Source organism: Prauserella muralis, from assembly GCF_003202285.1.
GTDB lineage: Bacteria > Actinomycetota > Actinomycetes > Mycobacteriales > Pseudonocardiaceae > Prauserella_B > Prauserella_B muralis.
The window spans coordinates 1,300,010-1,316,716 of the sequence record NZ_MASW01000001.1; the positions used below are offsets into that span (position 1 = coordinate 1,300,010).

Annotated in this window: 14 protein-coding genes; 12 read left to right on the plus strand and 2 right to left on the minus strand. The window is 72.6% G+C overall.

Features of this window, described 5'->3' with window-relative positions; translation table 11 throughout:
• Nucleotides 1-1,308, plus strand: a complete 1,308-nt coding sequence (locus BAY60_RS07235) for a DUF445 domain-containing protein (protein WP_112279990.1) — start codon at nucleotides 1-3, stop codon at nucleotides 1,306-1,308.
• Nucleotides 1,309-1,311: 3 nt separating this feature from the next.
• Nucleotides 1,312-2,037 (plus strand): 5-formyltetrahydrofolate cyclo-ligase, encoded by a 726-nt coding sequence (locus tag BAY60_RS07240; protein WP_112279991.1) that lies wholly within the window; start codon nucleotides 1,312-1,314, stop codon nucleotides 2,035-2,037.
• Nucleotides 2,038-2,135: 98 nt separating this feature from the next.
• Here the strand turns inward: BAY60_RS07240 and BAY60_RS07245 are convergent, their stop codons facing one another.
• A complete protein-coding gene (locus tag BAY60_RS07245; protein WP_112279992.1) occupies nucleotides 2,136-2,642 on the minus strand; it encodes a CGNR zinc finger domain-containing protein in 507 nt (168 codons plus the stop codon).
• A gap of 85 nt (nucleotides 2,643-2,727) precedes the next feature.
• On the opposite strand from BAY60_RS07245, the gene BAY60_RS07250 reads away from it, so the two are divergent.
• The 10 genes from BAY60_RS07250 to BAY60_RS07295 all read left to right on the plus strand — a co-directional run bounded on the left by BAY60_RS07250 (nucleotide 2,728) and on the right by BAY60_RS07295 (nucleotide 16,223).
• Nucleotides 2,728-3,099: a VOC family protein gene (locus BAY60_RS07250; RefSeq protein ID WP_112279993.1), complete on the plus strand. Its 372-nt coding sequence runs from the start codon at nucleotides 2,728-2,730 to the stop codon at nucleotides 3,097-3,099.
• 56 nt (nucleotides 3,100-3,155) lie between these two features.
• Nucleotides 3,156-3,578: a TFIIB-type zinc ribbon-containing protein gene (locus BAY60_RS07255; protein WP_112279994.1), complete on the plus strand. Its 423-nt coding sequence runs from the start codon at nucleotides 3,156-3,158 to the stop codon at nucleotides 3,576-3,578.
• 16 nt (nucleotides 3,579-3,594) lie between these two features.
• On the plus strand, nucleotides 3,595-4,260 hold the full coding sequence (locus BAY60_RS07260; protein WP_112279995.1) for an AAA family ATPase: 666 nt from the start codon (nucleotides 3,595-3,597) through the stop codon (nucleotides 4,258-4,260).
• Between the two features lie 162 nt (nucleotides 4,261-4,422).
• Entirely contained in the window at nucleotides 4,423-5,166 is a 744-nt protein-coding gene (locus tag BAY60_RS07265) for a DUF6008 family protein (RefSeq protein WP_245992360.1), read from the plus strand.
• Nucleotides 5,167-5,261: 95 nt separating this feature from the next.
• Nucleotides 5,262-6,323 carry a cobalamin-independent methionine synthase II family protein gene (locus BAY60_RS07270; protein WP_245992361.1) on the plus strand — a complete coding sequence of 354 codons (1,062 nt, stop codon included), beginning with the start codon at nucleotides 5,262-5,264 and terminating at the stop codon, nucleotides 6,321-6,323.
• A 49-nt stretch (nucleotides 6,324-6,372) separates the two neighbouring features.
• Entirely contained in the window at nucleotides 6,373-7,374 is a 1,002-nt protein-coding gene (locus BAY60_RS07275) for a DUF1702 family protein (RefSeq protein ID WP_112279997.1), read from the plus strand.
• The gene (locus BAY60_RS07280) at nucleotides 7,371-9,314 is read left to right on the plus strand and encodes a CRTAC1 family protein (protein ID WP_170160320.1); all 1,944 of its coding nucleotides are present in this window, start codon (nucleotides 7,371-7,373) and stop codon (nucleotides 9,312-9,314) included. Before BAY60_RS07275 ends, BAY60_RS07280 begins: the two co-directional genes overlap by 4 nt.
• The gene (locus BAY60_RS37020) at nucleotides 9,311-10,285 is read left to right on the plus strand and encodes an enediyne biosynthesis protein UnbU (RefSeq protein WP_170160321.1); all 975 of its coding nucleotides are present in this window, start codon (nucleotides 9,311-9,313) and stop codon (nucleotides 10,283-10,285) included. The genes BAY60_RS07280 and BAY60_RS37020 overlap by 4 nt, the downstream gene beginning before the upstream one ends.
• Complete coding sequence (locus BAY60_RS37025; RefSeq protein ID WP_170160322.1) at nucleotides 10,282-15,789, plus strand: type I polyketide synthase; 5,508 nt, start codon at nucleotides 10,282-10,284, stop codon at nucleotides 15,787-15,789. The genes BAY60_RS37020 and BAY60_RS37025 overlap by 4 nt, the downstream gene beginning before the upstream one ends.
• A gap of 8 nt (nucleotides 15,790-15,797) precedes the next feature.
• Nucleotides 15,798-16,223, plus strand: a complete 426-nt coding sequence (locus BAY60_RS07295; RefSeq protein WP_112280001.1) for an acyl-CoA thioesterase — start codon at nucleotides 15,798-15,800, stop codon at nucleotides 16,221-16,223.
• Nucleotides 16,224-16,238: 15 nt separating this feature from the next.
• Here the strand turns inward: BAY60_RS07295 and BAY60_RS07300 are convergent, their stop codons facing one another.
• Nucleotides 16,239-16,652 carry an SSI family serine proteinase inhibitor gene (locus BAY60_RS07300; protein WP_112280002.1) on the minus strand — a complete coding sequence of 138 codons (414 nt, stop codon included), beginning with the start codon at nucleotides 16,650-16,652 and terminating at the stop codon, nucleotides 16,239-16,241.
• Nucleotides 16,653-16,707 lie beyond the last annotated feature (55 nt).

Consider the following 16,707-nt stretch of genomic DNA (forward strand, 5'->3'; position numbering starts at 1 on the left):
GTGGAGCAACCAAGCACTGCCCGGCCCGTCACGCCGGTGCCCGCCGACCCGGTGGGCTCGACGGAGCGCGAGGAGAGCAAGCGGCGCGGCCTGCGCAGGATGAAACTGGTCGCCCTGTCGTTCCTGCTCGGGGCGACGGTCGTGTTCCTGCTCATGAGCTGGGCGGAGTCGGCGGGCTGGCCCGCGTGGGTCGGCTACGTGCGCGCCGCGGCCGAGGCGGGCATGGTCGGCGCGCTGGCCGACTGGTTCGCGGTGACGGCGCTGTTCCGGCATCCGCTCGGGATCAAGATCCCGCACACGGCCATCATCCCCAGCAAGAAGAACGTGCTGGGGTCGAGCCTCGGTGACTTCGTCGGCTCGAACTTCCTCTCCGAGCAGGTGGTGCGCGACAAGCTGCGGCGCGTGCAGGTGTCGCGGCGCGTCGGCGAGTGGCTGGCCCAGCCGGACAACGCCGAGCGGGTGACCGCCGAGCTCTCCACCGTGGTGCGCGGCGCGGTCACCGTGCTGCGCGACGAGGACGTGCAGGCCGTCCTGGAACAGGCCGTCGTACGCAGGGTGATCGAGCGGCAGTGGGGTCCGCCGCTGGGCAAGCTGCTGGAGCAGGTACTCAACGACGGCGCGCACTACAAGCTGGTCGACCTCATGTGCGACCGCGCCTACGAGTGGGTGCGGGACAACCACGCCACCGTGCTGCGGGTGGTGTCCGACCGGGCGCCGTCGTGGTCGCCGCGGTTCGTCGACGAGATGCTCGCCGACAAGGTCTACGGCGAGGTGCTGGCGTTCGCGTGGGCGGTGAAGACCGACGTCAACCACCCGATGCGGCTGGCGCTGGACCGCTTCCTCGGCGAGTTCGCCCAGGACCTGCAGAAGGACGCCGACACGATGGCGCGGGCGGAGCAGGTCAAGCAGCAGCTGGTGAACCACCCCGAGGTGCAGAAGCTCATCGGCTCGGCGTGGTCGACGGCCAAGGACATGCTGCTGACCGCCGCCGAGGACCCGTCGAGCGAGCTGCGCAAGCGCGTGCGGGACGGCCTGCGCACGCTGGGCGACCGGCTCGTCACGGACCCGTCGCTCGCCGAGAAGACCGACGGCTGGATCGAGGGCGCCGCGGGCTACGTCGTCACCCACTACTCGCGGGAGATCACCACGATCATCACCGACACGGTGGAGCGCTGGGACGCCGAGGAGACCTCCCGCAAGGTGGAGCTGCAGGTGGGCCGGGACCTGCAGTTCATCCGGATCAACGGCACGGTGGTGGGTGCGCTGGCCGGGCTGGTGATCTACACGGTGGCGCAGGTGGTGTTCTAGAGCATGGCGCGCACCGGCGGCGTCGAGGCGGCGAAGCAGGCCGTCCGCGAGCGGGTGTGGGCGGTGCTGGAGCGGGAGCGGCTGGCCCGGTTCCCCGGCGCGCGGGGCCGGATCCCGAACTTCGCGGGTGCCGAACAGGCCGCGGCGGGCCTGGCCCGGCTGCCCGAGTGGGAGGCCGCGCGCGTGGTGAAGGCCAACCCGGACAGCCCCCAGCTGCCGGTGCGCTCGCGGGTGCTCGCCGCGGGAAAGCTGCTGTACATGGCGGTGCCCAAGCTGCAGGAGCAGCGGCCGTTCGTGGTGCTCGACCCGGCGCGCCTGGACGTGCCGCCCCGGAAGGCGGCGGCGAAGGACAGCGCGCTCACGCTCGGTGACCCCACGGCCGTGCCGGACATGTCGCCCGTGGACCTCGTCGTGTGCGGGACAGTCGCCGTCAACCGCGACGGGGTGCGGGTCGGCAAGGGCGGCGGGTTCTCCGACATCGAGCTGGGCCTGCTCGTGGAGGCCGGGCTGGTCACCGGGCGCACGTCGATCGTCACCACCGTCCACGACCGGCAGGTGCTGGACGAGGAGCTGCCGGAGACCGGCCACGACTTCCGGGTGGACCTCGTCGTCACCCCGCACGAGGTGATCAGGACCGGCGCCACGAAGCGCAGCCGCGGCATCCTGTGGGACCACCTGCCCGACGACAAGATCGCGAGCATCCCCGCCCTCGCCGCCCGCCGCCCGTGAGCAAGGGACCTTTACTCCCGCCAAACGAGAGTAAAGGTCCCTTGCTCCCTGCTTCGTGGGATGGGTCGCCCGGCTGTGTCACCCCCGGGTGGGGGAGGTTATCCACAGTTCGGGGAGTTATCCACTGGGTTGTCCACAGGCTGGGGTCGCTCTGAGGAGCGTTCGCGGAACGCCCGCGCCTTCTGCCGGTTGCCGCACACCCGCATCGAGCACCACGTGCGCGAACGGTTGCGGGACTGATCGAAGAAGGCCCAGCGGCAGTCGTCGGCGGGACAGATCTTGACGCGCCCCCACTCGCCGAGCACGGCCAGGCGCGCCGCCGCCGCGAGCACCGCGCCGACGGCAGTGCTTGCCCGCAGCCGGGGTCCCGTCGGGGTCAGCGTCACCTCGACGGCCGCGGCCGGTTCGCCGGGGGAGGACCCGGGGTCGCCCACCGCCGCCCGCAGAGCCGCCCTGGCGTGCACCGCTTCGGCGAGGGGGTCGGCGGCCAGTCCGCGCTCGGCCGCCCACGCCCGCCACGGATCCGCCGCATCCAGCACGTCGGTGCCGGTCTCGACGTCGACCGTGTTCAGGAAGCCGAGCACCAGATCGACGTCCGCATCCACGTCACCAGTGTAGGACGTTTACCGGTTGCTCCCCTGGGTACTAACCACCATACTGACTTCGCCAGTTAGCTATCAGGAGGTGGCCATGAGTACATCCGTCTCGTTCGGTGCCGTCGCGCTCGACTGCCCGGACCCGTGGCGGCTCGCCGGGTTCTACCGCGAGCTCCTCGGCTGGCAGATCCACGAGGACGAAGGGCCGGACAGCGACTGGGTGACCCTGCTGAACCCCGACGGCGGCCCGGACATCGCGTTCCAGCGCGACCCGGACTACCTGCCCTCGACGTGGCCGTCCAACGAGCGGGCGCAGATGCTGCACATCGACTTCACCGTGCCCGACATCGACGCCGAGCACGACCGCGTGCTGGGCCTGGGGGCGCGCCTGCTCGACGACAAGCCCGAGACCTTCCGCGTCTATGCCGATCCGGACGGGCATCCGTTCTGTCTCTGCGCCTGCTGAGTGCCGTTGCCCCGAGACACGGGACGAACCATCGCGACATGCGTACGCTGTGATCCGTGATTTGTCCCAAATGCCAGAACGTCATGAAGACGGTCGACAAGGGCGGCATCCACCTCGAGCAGTGCGACGGCTGCCGGGGGATCTTCCTCGACCACGGCGAGCTCGAGCAGATCGTCAACGCGGAGAACGCCTACTACGCGCAGTCGGCGGCGCCGCCGCCGTACCGGCCCGCGGGAGGGCCGCCGCCCCCTCCGCCTCCGCCGCACGGTAGCCATGCCGGCCATGCCGGTCATGCCGGGCACGCGGCGCCGTACGGCTACGCCGACTCGCCGCGGCCGCACCGGGGCGGCTACTACAAGGACTCGCCTCGCCCCTACGGCGGCGGGTACAAGGACTCCCCGCGGCCGTACGGCGGCCACGGCGGGCACGGGTACGGCCACCGTCGCAAGCGCAGCTTCCTCGAGGGGCTGTTCGACTGACCACGCCGATCGCTCGATGCTCGACCTGAAGATCTGCCCGGAATGCGGCGACCGCGCCGACGTTCCGATCGTGGAGCAGGGGCAGCTGGTGTGCGGCGCGTGCGCGCACCGCTGGGACTTCCACCGGCTGCCCCTCTTCGCGCTGACCGGGCCCAGCGGAGGCGGCAAGTCGACCGTCGGTCCCGCGCTGGCCCGGCTGCTCGGTGGCGCGGCCGTGGTGCTGGAACAGGACGTGCTGTGGACCGGCGGGCTGCGCGACGACGTCGACGGCCACCCGGCCTTCCGCTCCACGTGGCTGCGCATGGCCGCGATGATCCACCAGAACCGGCGTCCGGTGGTGCTGTGCGGCACGGTCGTGCCGCCGGAGTTCGAACCGCTTCCCGAGCGCGTCTTCTTCTCCCGCATCCACTACCTGGCACTCGTCGCCGAGCCCGAGGTGCTGGCGACGCGGCTGCGCGCGCGGCCCGCGTGGCGCGAGTGGGACGAACCGCGGATCGCGGAAATGCTGGCCTTCAACGAGTGGCTGCGCGCCGAGGCGGCCACGATGTCCCCACCCGTCTCGCTGATCGACACCACCGACGCCACGCTCGTGGAGACCGTCGAGCGCGTGCGGCTCTGGTTCGAGTCGGCTCAGGCGGGCACCGCCGATTCCACCCCGGACCCGCTCGCCCGCCCGGGGTAGCCGGAACCGGGCAACGACGGCCCCGACCGGGGGGCGCTCGACCCCCGGTCGGATGAAGCCGGGTGGCGCCCGCCGCCGTCCTTTCTAGGCTGCGACCGACCCGTCGCCGGTCGCGGGCATCGCGACCTCACCGTGCGGCCGGGGAGCGCCCTCGGGGGGACAATGGAACACACCGCCAGCGTCTGGGACATCGCCGGTGCCGTGGCCATGACGGCTCTCGCCGTGGCGATGTGGGCCGCCGTCGCCGTCCTCGCCTACGCCACCCGGAGCCGGGTCCGGCCCTGGTGCCTGCGCGCCTCCGTCGGCGTCGTCGCCGCGGGTGTGCTCGGCCAGATCGGGCACCTGCAGGAACACGTCGCGCAGGCCGGGTACTGGGTGCTCAACCCGGAACGGCCACCCTGGATGACGCCGTGGGGTGACGCGCTCGCACGTGGCTTCGGCATCGTCGATCCCGCCACGCACTCCCTCGGGATGGAGATCCTGCATCTGGTCGGCAACTCCGTGTTCCTGGCGGGTCTGGCAGGCATCGTGCTCGTGACGCGGTACGCCGCCGGGTCCCGAGCCCGCCGGTGGGCGCGGATGGGGGTCTGGATGCAGGGCCTGCATGGTCTGGAACACCTCGTCCTCACCGTGTCCGTCGCGATTGGACAACAGGCCGTTGGCCTCTCCACGTGGTTCGGGACGCTGCCCGCCGGACCCGCGTTGTGGACCTACCGCGTCTGGTGGCATTTCGTGGCCAACGTCGTCGGGTCGGTCATCTTCGCGATCGCGCTGCACCATGCCTGGCGGGAGCGGCGGCTCGTCACCGCATCGTGGTCGGCGGCCACGCCGGGGCCCCGCGTGGAGCCCGACCCGGCTGATCGCGCTACGTCATCGGTTCACCTGAAAGCGGCGCGGACCGGGTGATCACACCAAAGTGTCCTGTCCATTTAGGTCGATCTTCGTAAAGATTCGGTTAGCTTTCAGCCGACATCGTCACCCAGCAACGGAGGCCCCGCGTCGTGATCCCCACCGAGCCGATCGGCAGCATTCCCCGGCCGCAGTACCTTGTGGACGCCCATCGTGCGTGGTCCGCCGGTGAGCTGCCGGAAGAGGACTTCGCCCGCGCCTGCGACCAAGCGCTGGACGACACCCTGCGGCGCTTCGAGCAGACCGGCTCCCCCGTCGTCACCGACGGGGAGCAGGCCAAGTCGAGCTTTCTGACCTACCCGCTGGAGGGCGCGGGCTTCCTCGCCGAAGGAGGCCCGGCGATCCCCTTCGACGACGGGCACACCCGGCAGCTGCCGGTGCTGGCCGAGGGTCCCTTCCGCTTCCAGAAGTACGCCGACGCCTACCTCCGCAAGGCCATGGCCCGGACGGGCGCCGCCGTCAAGCAGGCGGTCATCGCCCCGTCCGCGCTGAGCCTGCTGTACCCGCAGGACGAGCTCGCCGCCTACCCGCGCCAGCAGTTCTTCGCCGACCTCGTCGCCGAGGGTGTGCGCGACATCCGTCGCTGCCTCGACGCCGGAGCCGACTCCGTGCAGCTGGACTTCACCGAGGCGCGGCTGTCGATCAAGCTCGACCCCTCGAAGGAGCTGCTGCGCGACTTCATCCGCCTGAACAACTGCGTCATCGAGCAGTTCGCACCCGAGGACAGGGCGCGCATCGGGGTGCACGTGTGCCCTGGCGGCGACCAGGACTCCACACACAGCCTCGACGTCGACTACCTCGACCTGCTGCCCGAGCTGTTCGCCCTGCGGGCTGGCCGGTTCTACCTCCAGCTCGCGAGCGAGCCGGACCGCGGCCGCGTGCTCGACATCGTCCGCCGCGTGTCCTACTCCAACCAGCGCATCTTCGTCGGCGTGACCGACCCCATCTCGTCCAGTGTGGAGACCCCGGAGGAGGTGTGCGAGCGCGTGCTGGAGGCCGCGGACTACCTGCCCGTGGAGCGGCTGGGCACCTGTGACGACTGCGGCTTCTCGCCGTTCGCCGACGACGAGTCCACCTCCCGCGACACCGCATTCGCCAAGATCCACGCCCGGGTCGAGGGCACGCGGCTGGCGGCCTCCAAGCTCGGCGCCTGACCACCGAGCCGCGCCTCCCGCGCCCGCCTCGCACGAAACGGATCATCCAGTGGTACTCAGCAACGAGAGGACCGCCGGCTCCCGGCCGGCGACACCGCAGCGACGGCGGGCCGCGAACCTGCTGCGGCAGGATCTCGCACTCGCCGACTTCGGCGCCCGCCGGTTCCGGCTGCGCTCCGGCGCCGCGAGGGAGCAGCTCGAAACGTCGGCGCGGTCGTTTCTGGCGGGCTTCAACGCGGCCGCGGAGTGGCGTTCGGAGGACAGGCTGGCTTCCGACATCGCCGCGATCGACGCTCCGATGCGCGGCTTCGCCTTCGAAGGCGCGGGCATGGCGTGTGCCCTGCTCGACATCCTGACCTGTGCGCGGGGCCGCCGGACCAGGGCGCTGCTGGACGGCCCCGGCAGCGACTACCGGCACCTGATCCACGTCGGCACCGGCTGGGCGTTCGCGAAGCTGCGTCTGCGGCCAGGTCCGTGGGCACGGACCGGCACGGATCCGCTGCTGCGCTGGCTGGCCTGGGACGGCTTCGGCTTCCATCAGGGGTTCTTCCACTCCGACCGGGTGGTGGGCGGGACCCGGGTCGAGCCGGGCCTGACCGGCGACCGGCGCGCGATCCGGGACCAGGGCCTCGGCCGGGCGCTGTGGTTCCACGAATGCGCCGACCCGGACGGCGTCGCGCTGCGGATCGCCGAGTTCCCGGCAGGCCGCCGGGGCGATCTGTGGAGCGGCATCGGGCTGGCCGCCACCTACGCCGGCGGCGTGAGCGCCGACGAGCTCGCGTTGCTGGCAGGCCACGCCGGAACGTACCGGGCCGAGCTCGCCCAGGGCTGCGCGTTCGCCAGCGCGGCAAGGCGGCTCTCCGGCATCGTCCCGCGGCACACCGAGACGGCGGCGGCGGTGCTCGCCGGCGCGCCGGTCGCCGTGGCGGCCGGCTGGACCGACCAGGCGATGGCCCGCCTGGGACCTCACGACGGCACCTCGGGTCAGTACCAGCGGTGGCGTGCGGAAATCCGACAGCTATGGACCGGACATGTCCAGGGGGAACAGTGACGACCACCGTTCGATCGTGGCTGCGCAGGCGAGTCGCCATGCTGGCCGCGCTGCTGAGTTGTGTGCTGGTGTGGCAGCTCGCTCAACTGCCGTCCACCTCGGCGGCCGAGTCCGAGCGCCTCGCCGAGGCCTACCAGTTCTCGGCCCATCCGGTCAGCCCCGCCGACCGGGCCGACGACCGGCAGGTCCGCCAGGTGGCGCCCGCCTACGAGGAGATCAAGGGCTGGGTGTCCTCGGTGGGGGCGAGCACGGCGCTGCTGGCCACCGACAGCGGGTCCGTCTCGCGCGACATCTGCCTGGTCGACCCGCGCACGGACACGGTCACCGTCCGGCCGGCCCCCACGACCGGTCAGCGGTTCGCGCCGTTCACCCTGCACCCCGAGAGCCTGCCGTACGAGTCCTATGTGGCCCCGATGGGCTGCCTTCCCGCCGACCTCAACGAGGACGGCTGGCAGGACGTCGTGGTCTACTACTGGGGGCGCTCGCCGGTGATCTTCCTGCGTACACCGGACACGGCGCCGTCGGCGGACGGCTTCACCGCGCGTGAGCTGGCCTCGCCGCCGCAGATCTGGAACACCAACGCCGCCACGGTGGCGGACTTCGACGGCGACGGTCACCTCGACCTGTTCTTCGGCAACTACTTCCCCGACGGCGCGCGGGTGCTCGACCCCGAGGCCGACCAGGCGAGCCTGGTGATGACGGACTCGCTGTCCGACGCCCGCAACTCCGGGACCCACCGGATGTTCCGGTTCGCGGGCACGGAATCCGGCGCGGTGCCCGGTGTGCGCTTCGAGGAGGTCAGCACCGCGTTCGACGGCACCGCGGGCTCGGCGTGGACGCTCGCCGCGGGCGCCCAGGACGTCTCGGGCGACGGCCTCGCCGACCTCTACATCGCCAACGACTTCGGGCCGGACCAGCTGCTGGTCAACGACTCCACGCCGGGCCGGATCCGTTTCGACGAGGTCACCGGGCAGCGGCACGCGCTCAGCCCGAAATCCAAAGTGGTCGGAAGGGACTCGTTCAAGGGCATGGGCATCGCGTTCGGCGACGTCGACGTCGACGGCGACACCGACATGCTGGTCAGCAACATCACGGAGCCCTACGCGCTGCACGAGAGCAACTTCGCCTTCCTCCGCAAGGACGATCCGGGCCTGCTGGCCAACGGCGTCGCGCCGTTCGACGACGCCAGCGAGCGACTCGGCCTTTCGCGGACGGGGTGGAGCTGGGACGTCAAGATCGCCGACTTCGCCAACTCCGGCAACCCGAACGTCCTGTACGCCACCGGCTTCCTGCGCGGCGAGACCGGAAGGTGGGTGCAGATGCAGGAGGCGGCGATGTCCAACGACCTGATCATGGCCCATCCGGCGCTGTGGCCGCGGTTCGGGCCGGGGGACGACCTGTCCGGCCACAACACCAACAAGTTCTTCGCCCGCGGCGCGGACGGCCGCTACGTCGAGATCGGCGGCCTCGTCGGTGTCGGCACCGACGCGGTGAGCCGGGCGTTCGCGATCGGTGACGTCGACACGGACGGGCGGCTCGACTTCGTCACCGCCAACCAGTGGACGCGTTCGGACTTCTACCACAACACCTCCGAGGTGGGGGACTTCCTCGGCCTGCGGCTGCGGCAGCCGGCCAGGGGCGGGGACTGCGACGGCGGGGACAACGGCCGCACCAGGCCCGCGATCGGCGCCGAGGCATCGGTGCAGCGCCCGGACGGGCCCGCGCTGAGCCAGCAGGTGTACCCGGCGAACGGCCACAACGGTGTCAACGCTCCCGACCTGCACTTCGGCCTCGGCACGGCGGGTGACGAACCGCTGCCGGTGACCGTGCGCTGGCGTACCGGCTGCGGTGAGCTGCGCTCGGACACCGTCAGGCTGCGGCCGGGCTGGCACGAACTCGTTCTCAACGCGGACGGAACGGCACAGGAGGTCCGGCGATGACCGGCACAGCGACAGCGAAGGCGAAGGACCCGCGCAGCACGGCGCTTCGCAGGTTCGGCATCTCGATCACGGCCCTGACCGTGCTCGGCCACACCGTGCTGGGGTTCGAGCAGGCCTATCTCACCCCGGTGGTCGCGGTGCTGGCCGCGCTGGCGACCGAGCTGGTGCTGGACACGATCGAGGCCGTGTCCCTGCGCCGGGCCCCGCGCTACCGGGGCGCGCCGGGCAGCGTGGTCGACTTCCTGCTGCCCGCCTACATCGGCGGGCTGGCCTGCGCGATGCTGCTGTACGCCAACGACAGGCTGATGCCCGTCGTGGCCGCCTGCGTCATCGCGGTGGCCAGCAAGTACCTCATCCGGGTCCGGGTCAAGGGCCGCCTGCGCCATGTGCTCAACCCGAGCAACACCGGCATCGTCGTGGTGCTGCTGCTGTTCCCGTGGGTCGGCATCGCGCCGCCGTACCAGTTCACGGAATGGACCAGCGGCTTCTTCGACGGGTTCATCGCGCTGGCGCTGCTGGCCGCGGGGACGATGCTGAACGCGAAGCTCACCAGGAAGATGCCGCTCATTCTCGCCTGGGTCGGCGGCTTCGCCGCGCAGGCGCTGGTGCGGGGCGTGCTGACCGACGTCTCCGTCGTCAGCGCGCTGCTCCCGCTCACCGGCGTCGCGTTCATCCTGTTCACCAACTACATGATCACCGACCCCTCGACGTCGCCGTCCCGGCCGCGCAACCAGGTGGCGTTCGGTCTCGCGACCGCCGCGGCCTACGGCGTGCTCGTCCAGTTCGGCGTCACGTTCACCCTGTTCTTCGCGCTGGTGCTGGTGTGCGCGCTGCGCGGCGTCGGGCTGGTGCTCCTCGGCCGCCGGGAGCGGGCGCAGGTGCCGTCGCCGTCGCCGGCGCCCGCGGTGGAACAGCAGCCGGAGCCGGTGTCCGCGGTGGCGTCGGTGCCGCGCGAGCGGGAGGCGGTGTGACCGCGCCGTGTCCGGGGCCGGTCGCGGTCGTCGGCATGGCCTGCCGGTACCCGGACGCGGCCGACCCCGCGCAGCTGTGGAGCTCGGTGCTGGAACAGCGGCAGTCGTTTCGCCGCATGCCGGACGAGCGGCTGCCGCTGGCCGACTACTTCGACCGGGACCCGCAGGCTCCGGACAAGACCTACGGGTCGATGGCGGCCGTACTGGAGGGCTGGGAGTTCGACCGGGCGGCGTTTCGCATCCCCGGCTCGGTCCATCGCTCGGCCGACCCGGCCCACTGGCTCGCGCTGGAGACGGCGAGCCGGGCCCTCGCCGACGCCGGGCACCCGTCCGGCGAGGGACTGCCCCGCGACCGCGTGGCCGTCGTCGTCGGCAACAGCCTCACCGGCGAGGTCACCAGGGCGAGCACGCTGCGGCTGCGCTGGCCGTACGTGCGCAGGACGATCCTCGACGCGGCCAGGGAGGCGGGGCTCGACGAACCGGCGACGCAGGCGCTGCTCGCCGGTGCCGAGGCCCGGTACCTCGCGGCGTTCGAGCCGGTCGGTGACGAGACGCTGGCCGGCGGGCTCGCCAACACCATCGCGGGCCGCATCTGCAACTACTTCGACTTCCACGGCGGCGGGTACACCGTCGACGGCGCGTGCGCGTCGTCGCTGCTGTCGGTGATCACCGGCTGCCGCGCGCTGGCCGACGGCAGCGCCGACATCGTCGTCGCCGGTGGCGTCGACATCAGCCTCGACCCGTTCGAACTGGTCGGTTTCGCCAAGGCCGGAGCACTCGCCACCGGCCCGATGCGGGTCTACGACGAGAACTCGGGCGGCTTCATCCCCGGCGAGGGGTGCGGCATGGTCGTGCTGATGCGCGCCGCCGACGCGCGGGAACGCGGCCTGCCCGCGTACGCGGAGCTGCTCGGCTGGGGCCTGTCCTCGGACGGCAAGGGCGGGATCACGCGGCCGGAGCGGGCCGGGCAGGTGCTCGCGCTGGAACGCGCCTACGACCTCGCCGGTGTCGATCCGCGCCAGGTGGGCCTGATCGAGGGACACGGCACCGGCACCGTGGTCGGCGACGAGGTGGAGCTGTCCGCGCTGCTCGACGTCCGGCGCGGCGCCACACGGCCCGCGGCGATCGGCTCCATCAAGGCCAACATCGGCCACACCAAGGCCGCCTCGGGCATCGCGGGGCTCATCAAGGCCGGGATGAGCCTGGCGAGCGGGACGTTGCCGCCGACGACGGGCTGCGAGACACCACATCGGACACTGCGCGGATCGTCGCTGCGGACGCTGCCGGAGGCCGAACCCTGGCCCGCAGGGCCACGGCTCGCCGGGGTCAGCTCCATGGGCTTCGGCGGTATCAACGCCCACCTGGTGCTGGGTGCGGCGGAGCGGACGACGACGCGGGCGGTGCCCGTGGCGCCCCCGCCACCCGATCCCGGCGCCGCCACGAGGGCGTGCGAACCGGTCGTGCTCGCGGGCGACGACGTACGCGACCTGCGTGCGACGCTGGACCGGCTGGCCGAGGTGGCGCCCCGGCTTTCCCTGGGGGAGCTGCGCGACCTGGCCTGCCAGTTCGGCCGGGAGTCCGCCGGAAGAATCCGGGTCGGCCTCGTCGCCGAGACCCCGGTCCAGCTCGGGGAACGGGCGGCACTGGCCGCGACCCGCCTGGCGGGACTGCAACCCGGCCGCCTCGAGGCAGGGCCCGGGATGTTCCTCGGCGACCGCGTTGCCGGGCGGGTCACCATCCTGCTGCCGGGGCAGGGTGCGCCGGTACCCGCCCGGCTCGGTTCGCTGGAGCCGTTCCTCCGGCAGCGGCTGGCCCCTGCGCCCACGCCGGGCGAGGTGGTCGACACCGCGGTCGCGCAGCCCGCGATTCACCGCGCGACGATGGCCGCCGTCCGGTGGCTGCGGAGCCTCGGCGTGACGCCGTCGGCGACGATCGGGCACAGCCTCGGCGAGATCGCCGGACTGGTCTCCGCCGGCGTGCTGTCCGCCGAGGAGGCCGACCGGCTCGTCGTGGTGCGCGGCCAGGTGATGAGCCGCTTCGGCGTGGGCGGCACCGGCATGGCCAGCGTCGCCGCGGACGTCGCCACGGTGGAGCGACTGTGCGCCCAGCACCAGCTGACCGTCGCCGCGTACAACGGGCCGGAGTCGCATGTCGTGGCAGGCGATCTGCCTGCGGTCGAGGCACTCGTCGCGCAGGCCCGCGAGCAGGGGCTGTCCGCGGTGCCGCTGCCGGTGTCGCACGCGTTCCACTCGCCCGCGATGGCCGAGTGCGTCAACGAGCTGAAGCCGTCGCTGCAGGACATCCAGCGCAGCGCGGCCGCCTCACCCGCAGGGCGGCTGCTGTCGACGGTGCTGGGCAGGCAGCTGACGAGCGACGACGACGTCGCCGACCTGCTCGGTCGGCAGCTCACCGCGCCGGTGCGGTTCTGGGACGTGGTGCGGGACACGATCCCCGGCACCGACCTCTACTGCGAGGCGGGCCCTGGCACGTCGCTGACCGCGCTCGTCACGGCGTGCTGCCCGGTGCCGACGGTGTCGCTGGACGCGGGCGGAAGCGGTGAGCGCGGGCCGGCGCACACGGCCGCCGCGCTGTTCGCCTCGGGTGCCGTGGCGACGCTGGCCGGCGCCTTCCGGTCGCGGACGCACCGCCCGGTCGACATCTGGCGCGACCGGGTCTTCCTGGCCAACCCGTGCTCGGTCGCGCCGAGGGCCGGGGAGCCCGGCCCCGCCCCGAAGCCGGGCGAGGCCGCCACCTCCGCCGCGGCGAGCGTGGAGACCGACATCCTGCGCCTGCTCGCCGAACAGGTCGAGCTGGAGCCCGAGCTGATCGACCGCGACGCGCGGCTGCTCGCCGACCTGCACCTGAGCTCGCTGGGGATCACGCAGCTCCTCGTCGCCGCGGCCGACGCGGCGGGCAGGCAGCGCCCGAGCGCACCGCTGGCCGCGGGGGACCTGTCGGTGGCCGAGCTGGTCGCGGCCGTCGAGGCGCTGGACCCCGCTGACGAGTCGGCGCCGGATGCGGCCTGCCCCGGGGTGGCGCCGTGGATCCGCTTCTTCGCCGAGGAGCGCAGGCGCATCATCGACCGGCTCCCGGAGAGCCCCGGCCGCTGGGCGGAGACGTTCCTCGCCGACGGCGCGCTCCGGTCGCCGGCTGAGCGCGTCTTCCCGCGGGCGGAGCCCGGAACCGGCCCGGCCGCCGGTCCGCTCGTCTACGTTCCCGATCCGGCGGACCCGTCCGTGCCCCGCACCCTGCTCGACGCGGGCCGGGCCGCGATCACGCACTCCACGCTGGTCGCCGTCACGCACGGGCCCGGGCTCAACGGGTTCCTGCGCTCGCTGCAGCAGGAACATCCGGACGTCGGTGTCACCGTCCTGCGGGTGCCCGCCACGGAGCCCGGGTTGCGGCGGGCGGCCCGGCACGCCGTCGCCGAGCCCGGACAGTGGCGCGAGTACCTGCTCGACGACGAGGCACTGGTGGAGGTGCCGGTGCCACGGGCGGTGGAGCCGGAGCCCGGTGAGCTGTGCGTCGGCCCCGACGACGTGGTGCTGGTCAGCGGTGGGGGCAAGGGCATCGGCTACGAGTGCGCCGCGGTGCTGGCCCAGCGGACGGGCGCCGCGCTGGCGCTGCTCGGCCGGGCCTCTCCGGACGGGGACGAGCGCCTGCGGGCCAACCTCGACGCCCTGCGCTCGGCAGGAGTCCGCTTCGCCTACGAGCCCGCCGATGTGACCGACCCGGCCGCCACCAGCCGGGCCGTGCGCCTGCTCGCCGACCGCCTCGGTGCGATCACCGGCCTCCTGCACGCCAGTGGCGTCAACCGGCCCGTCCGGTTCGCCGACCTCGACGAGCGGCAGATCCGGGCACACCTGGAGCCGAAGGTGCACGGTCTGCGGAACCTGCTGGCCGCGATCGAGCCGGACCGGCTGCGCCTGCTCGTCGCGTTCGGTTCGGTGATCGGCCGGTACGGCCTTGCCGGTGAGTGCCAGTACGCGCTGGCCAACGGGGCGCTGCGGGCGGAGGTGGAAGGCATCGCCGAGCGCCTGCCGGGCCGGTTCGTGACCACGATCGACTGGTCGGTGTGGGAGGGCACCGGGATGGGCGAGCAGCTCGGGGTGCTGGACACCCTGCGGATGCTGGACGTGCAGCCCATTCCCCTCCACGACGGGGTGCGCGCGTTCCTGGACGTGCTCACCCTGCCGAGCCCGCCTGCCTCCGTCGCGATCCACGGGCGCCTCGGTGAGCTCGGCGCCGTGGCGGACGCCAGGCCGACGGGACACCTGCTGGACCGGACGCTGGTGAGCTACCCCGGCATCGAGATCGTCGCCGAGGCCGACCTGACCGTCGAGCGCTACCCGTACCTGCGCGACCACGCCGTCGACGGCGTCACCGTCGTGCCCGCGGTGCTCGGCATGGAGCTGATGGCCGAGGCGGCGACCGCGCTGTCCGGGCGGCCCCAGCGACACCTGGCCGAGCTCGCCCTCGACCGGCCCATCGTGCTGTCCGGGTCCGGTGAGCGGACGGTGCGCGTGTGCGCGCTCCGCGACCGGGACCGGGTCACGGTCGTGCTGCGCAGCGCGGAGACCGGCTTCGACGCCGACCATTTCCGGGCGGTGCTCCCGCTGGGCTTTCCGCCGGAGCCGCCGGAGCGCCCGGAGCTGCCCGCGTCCGAGATCGAGCTGCGCCCCGACCAGCTCTACGGGCCGGTGTTCTTCCACGGTCCGGCGTTCCAGCTGGTCGAACGGTTCACGTCACTCGGCGCCCGGCACGCGCGCGTGTCGCTGCGGGAGCGGCCCACCGACGGTGACTACCCGATCGTCGGGGACGCCCTGGTGCTCGGGGACGTGGCGGGTAACGACGCCGTCGTCCACGCCCTGCAGGCCTGCGTTCCCCATCGCCGGCTGCTTCCGGTCGGCTGCGAGCGCTTCACCCGCGTACCGGGCACGCACAACGCGCGGGAGGTCTACGCGACCGAGCGGCACGCCGACGGGCGCGAGTACGTCTGGGACGTCGTGGTGCGGGACCAGTACGGCAAGCGAGCCATGACCTGGACGGGTCTGCGGCTCAGGGACGTCGGTCCGATCGAGCGGCACGAGCCCTGGCCCGCGGCGTTGCTGGAGGTCTATCTGGAGCGGGTCGCCCTCGCGCTGGCGGGGCAGCCGGCCGCACGGACCGAGGCGGGACGGCTGTGCTGGCACGGCGTCGCCGTGGACAGTGTGGACGGTGTGGACGGCGCTGAGGTCGACGGCGCCCCGGACCTGGCGGGCGTCGGTGCCGATCTGTCCGCCCGGCTCGGCGAGCGGGCACCGGTCACCGCGGCGCGGCTGCGGGCCGCCCACGAGGCCCTCGCGCCGCACGGCGAGTCCGGCCGGCTGGCGCTGGAGGGGGTCTACGACGGGGGCTGGGCCGTGCTGCGGGCCGGGCAGCAGCGGGTGGCGACGACCGTGCTCGCCGTGGCGGGACAGCGGCAGGAGGTCGCGGCGGCCGTGGCGCTCGGAACGGGAAGGTGAGCGGGCGCATGGCCAAGACGTTCGATTACCGGCACATCGTGCCGCTGGAGGAGACGAATGTCGTTGGCAACGTCTACTTCACCAACTACCTGCGCTGGCAGGGGCACGCGCGCGAACGGTTCCTGATGGACCACGCGCCCGGGGTGCTCAGCGCCTTGCGCGCGGATCTGGCGCTGGTGACCGTGTCCTGCCACTGCGACTACTTCCACGAGCTGTACGCGGCGGACACCGTTGAGGTTCGCATGTCGCTCGGCGGTGCCGAGGGCAGCAGGGTGACGATGCTGTTCGACTACTTCCGGCTGGGCGAACCGCTGCCGCAGCTGGTGGCCAAGGGAAGCCAGACGATCGCCTGCATGCGCCGGGACGGACCGGGTATGCAGCCCGTGCCCATTCCCAGCGAGTTGCTCAGCGCCCTGCAGCCGTACTCGGCGTGACCGCCGCCGGTCCGGTCAGAAGCCGAACAGGTAGGCGGTGTCCACGGCGGCGACGCACCGGTTAGGAAACGTGCGCGTGTAGTGGACCGCCCGGTGGTTCCAGTACCCGCGCGCTTCGGCACGGACGGGCTGGTGGATCAGCACGCAGGACGCCGCCGGGTCGCTGGGCAGCCGGGTGAGGTCGCCGTCGACCGCGCGGACCGCGGAACACACCGCACGGGAACGCGGATGGGTGCCTCCGTCGGGCCTGCACGTGAGCGTGGCGGCACCGAGGAACCTGCCGGTGTCCGGTTGCCACAGCAGAAGTGCGAGCGCTCCGCGCGGAACGCCGGACACGGTGCCGCTCGCCGTCGCGGGCGTGCCGGCACCCAGTGCGATCAGCGCAGCGGCCAGTGTGGTGAGCAGTCTTCGTGTCGTGCCTCGTGACATGGGCGTCCCCGTTCGGTTCCTTTTCGATCCGGTACAGGTATAGCGGCCGGCGGGC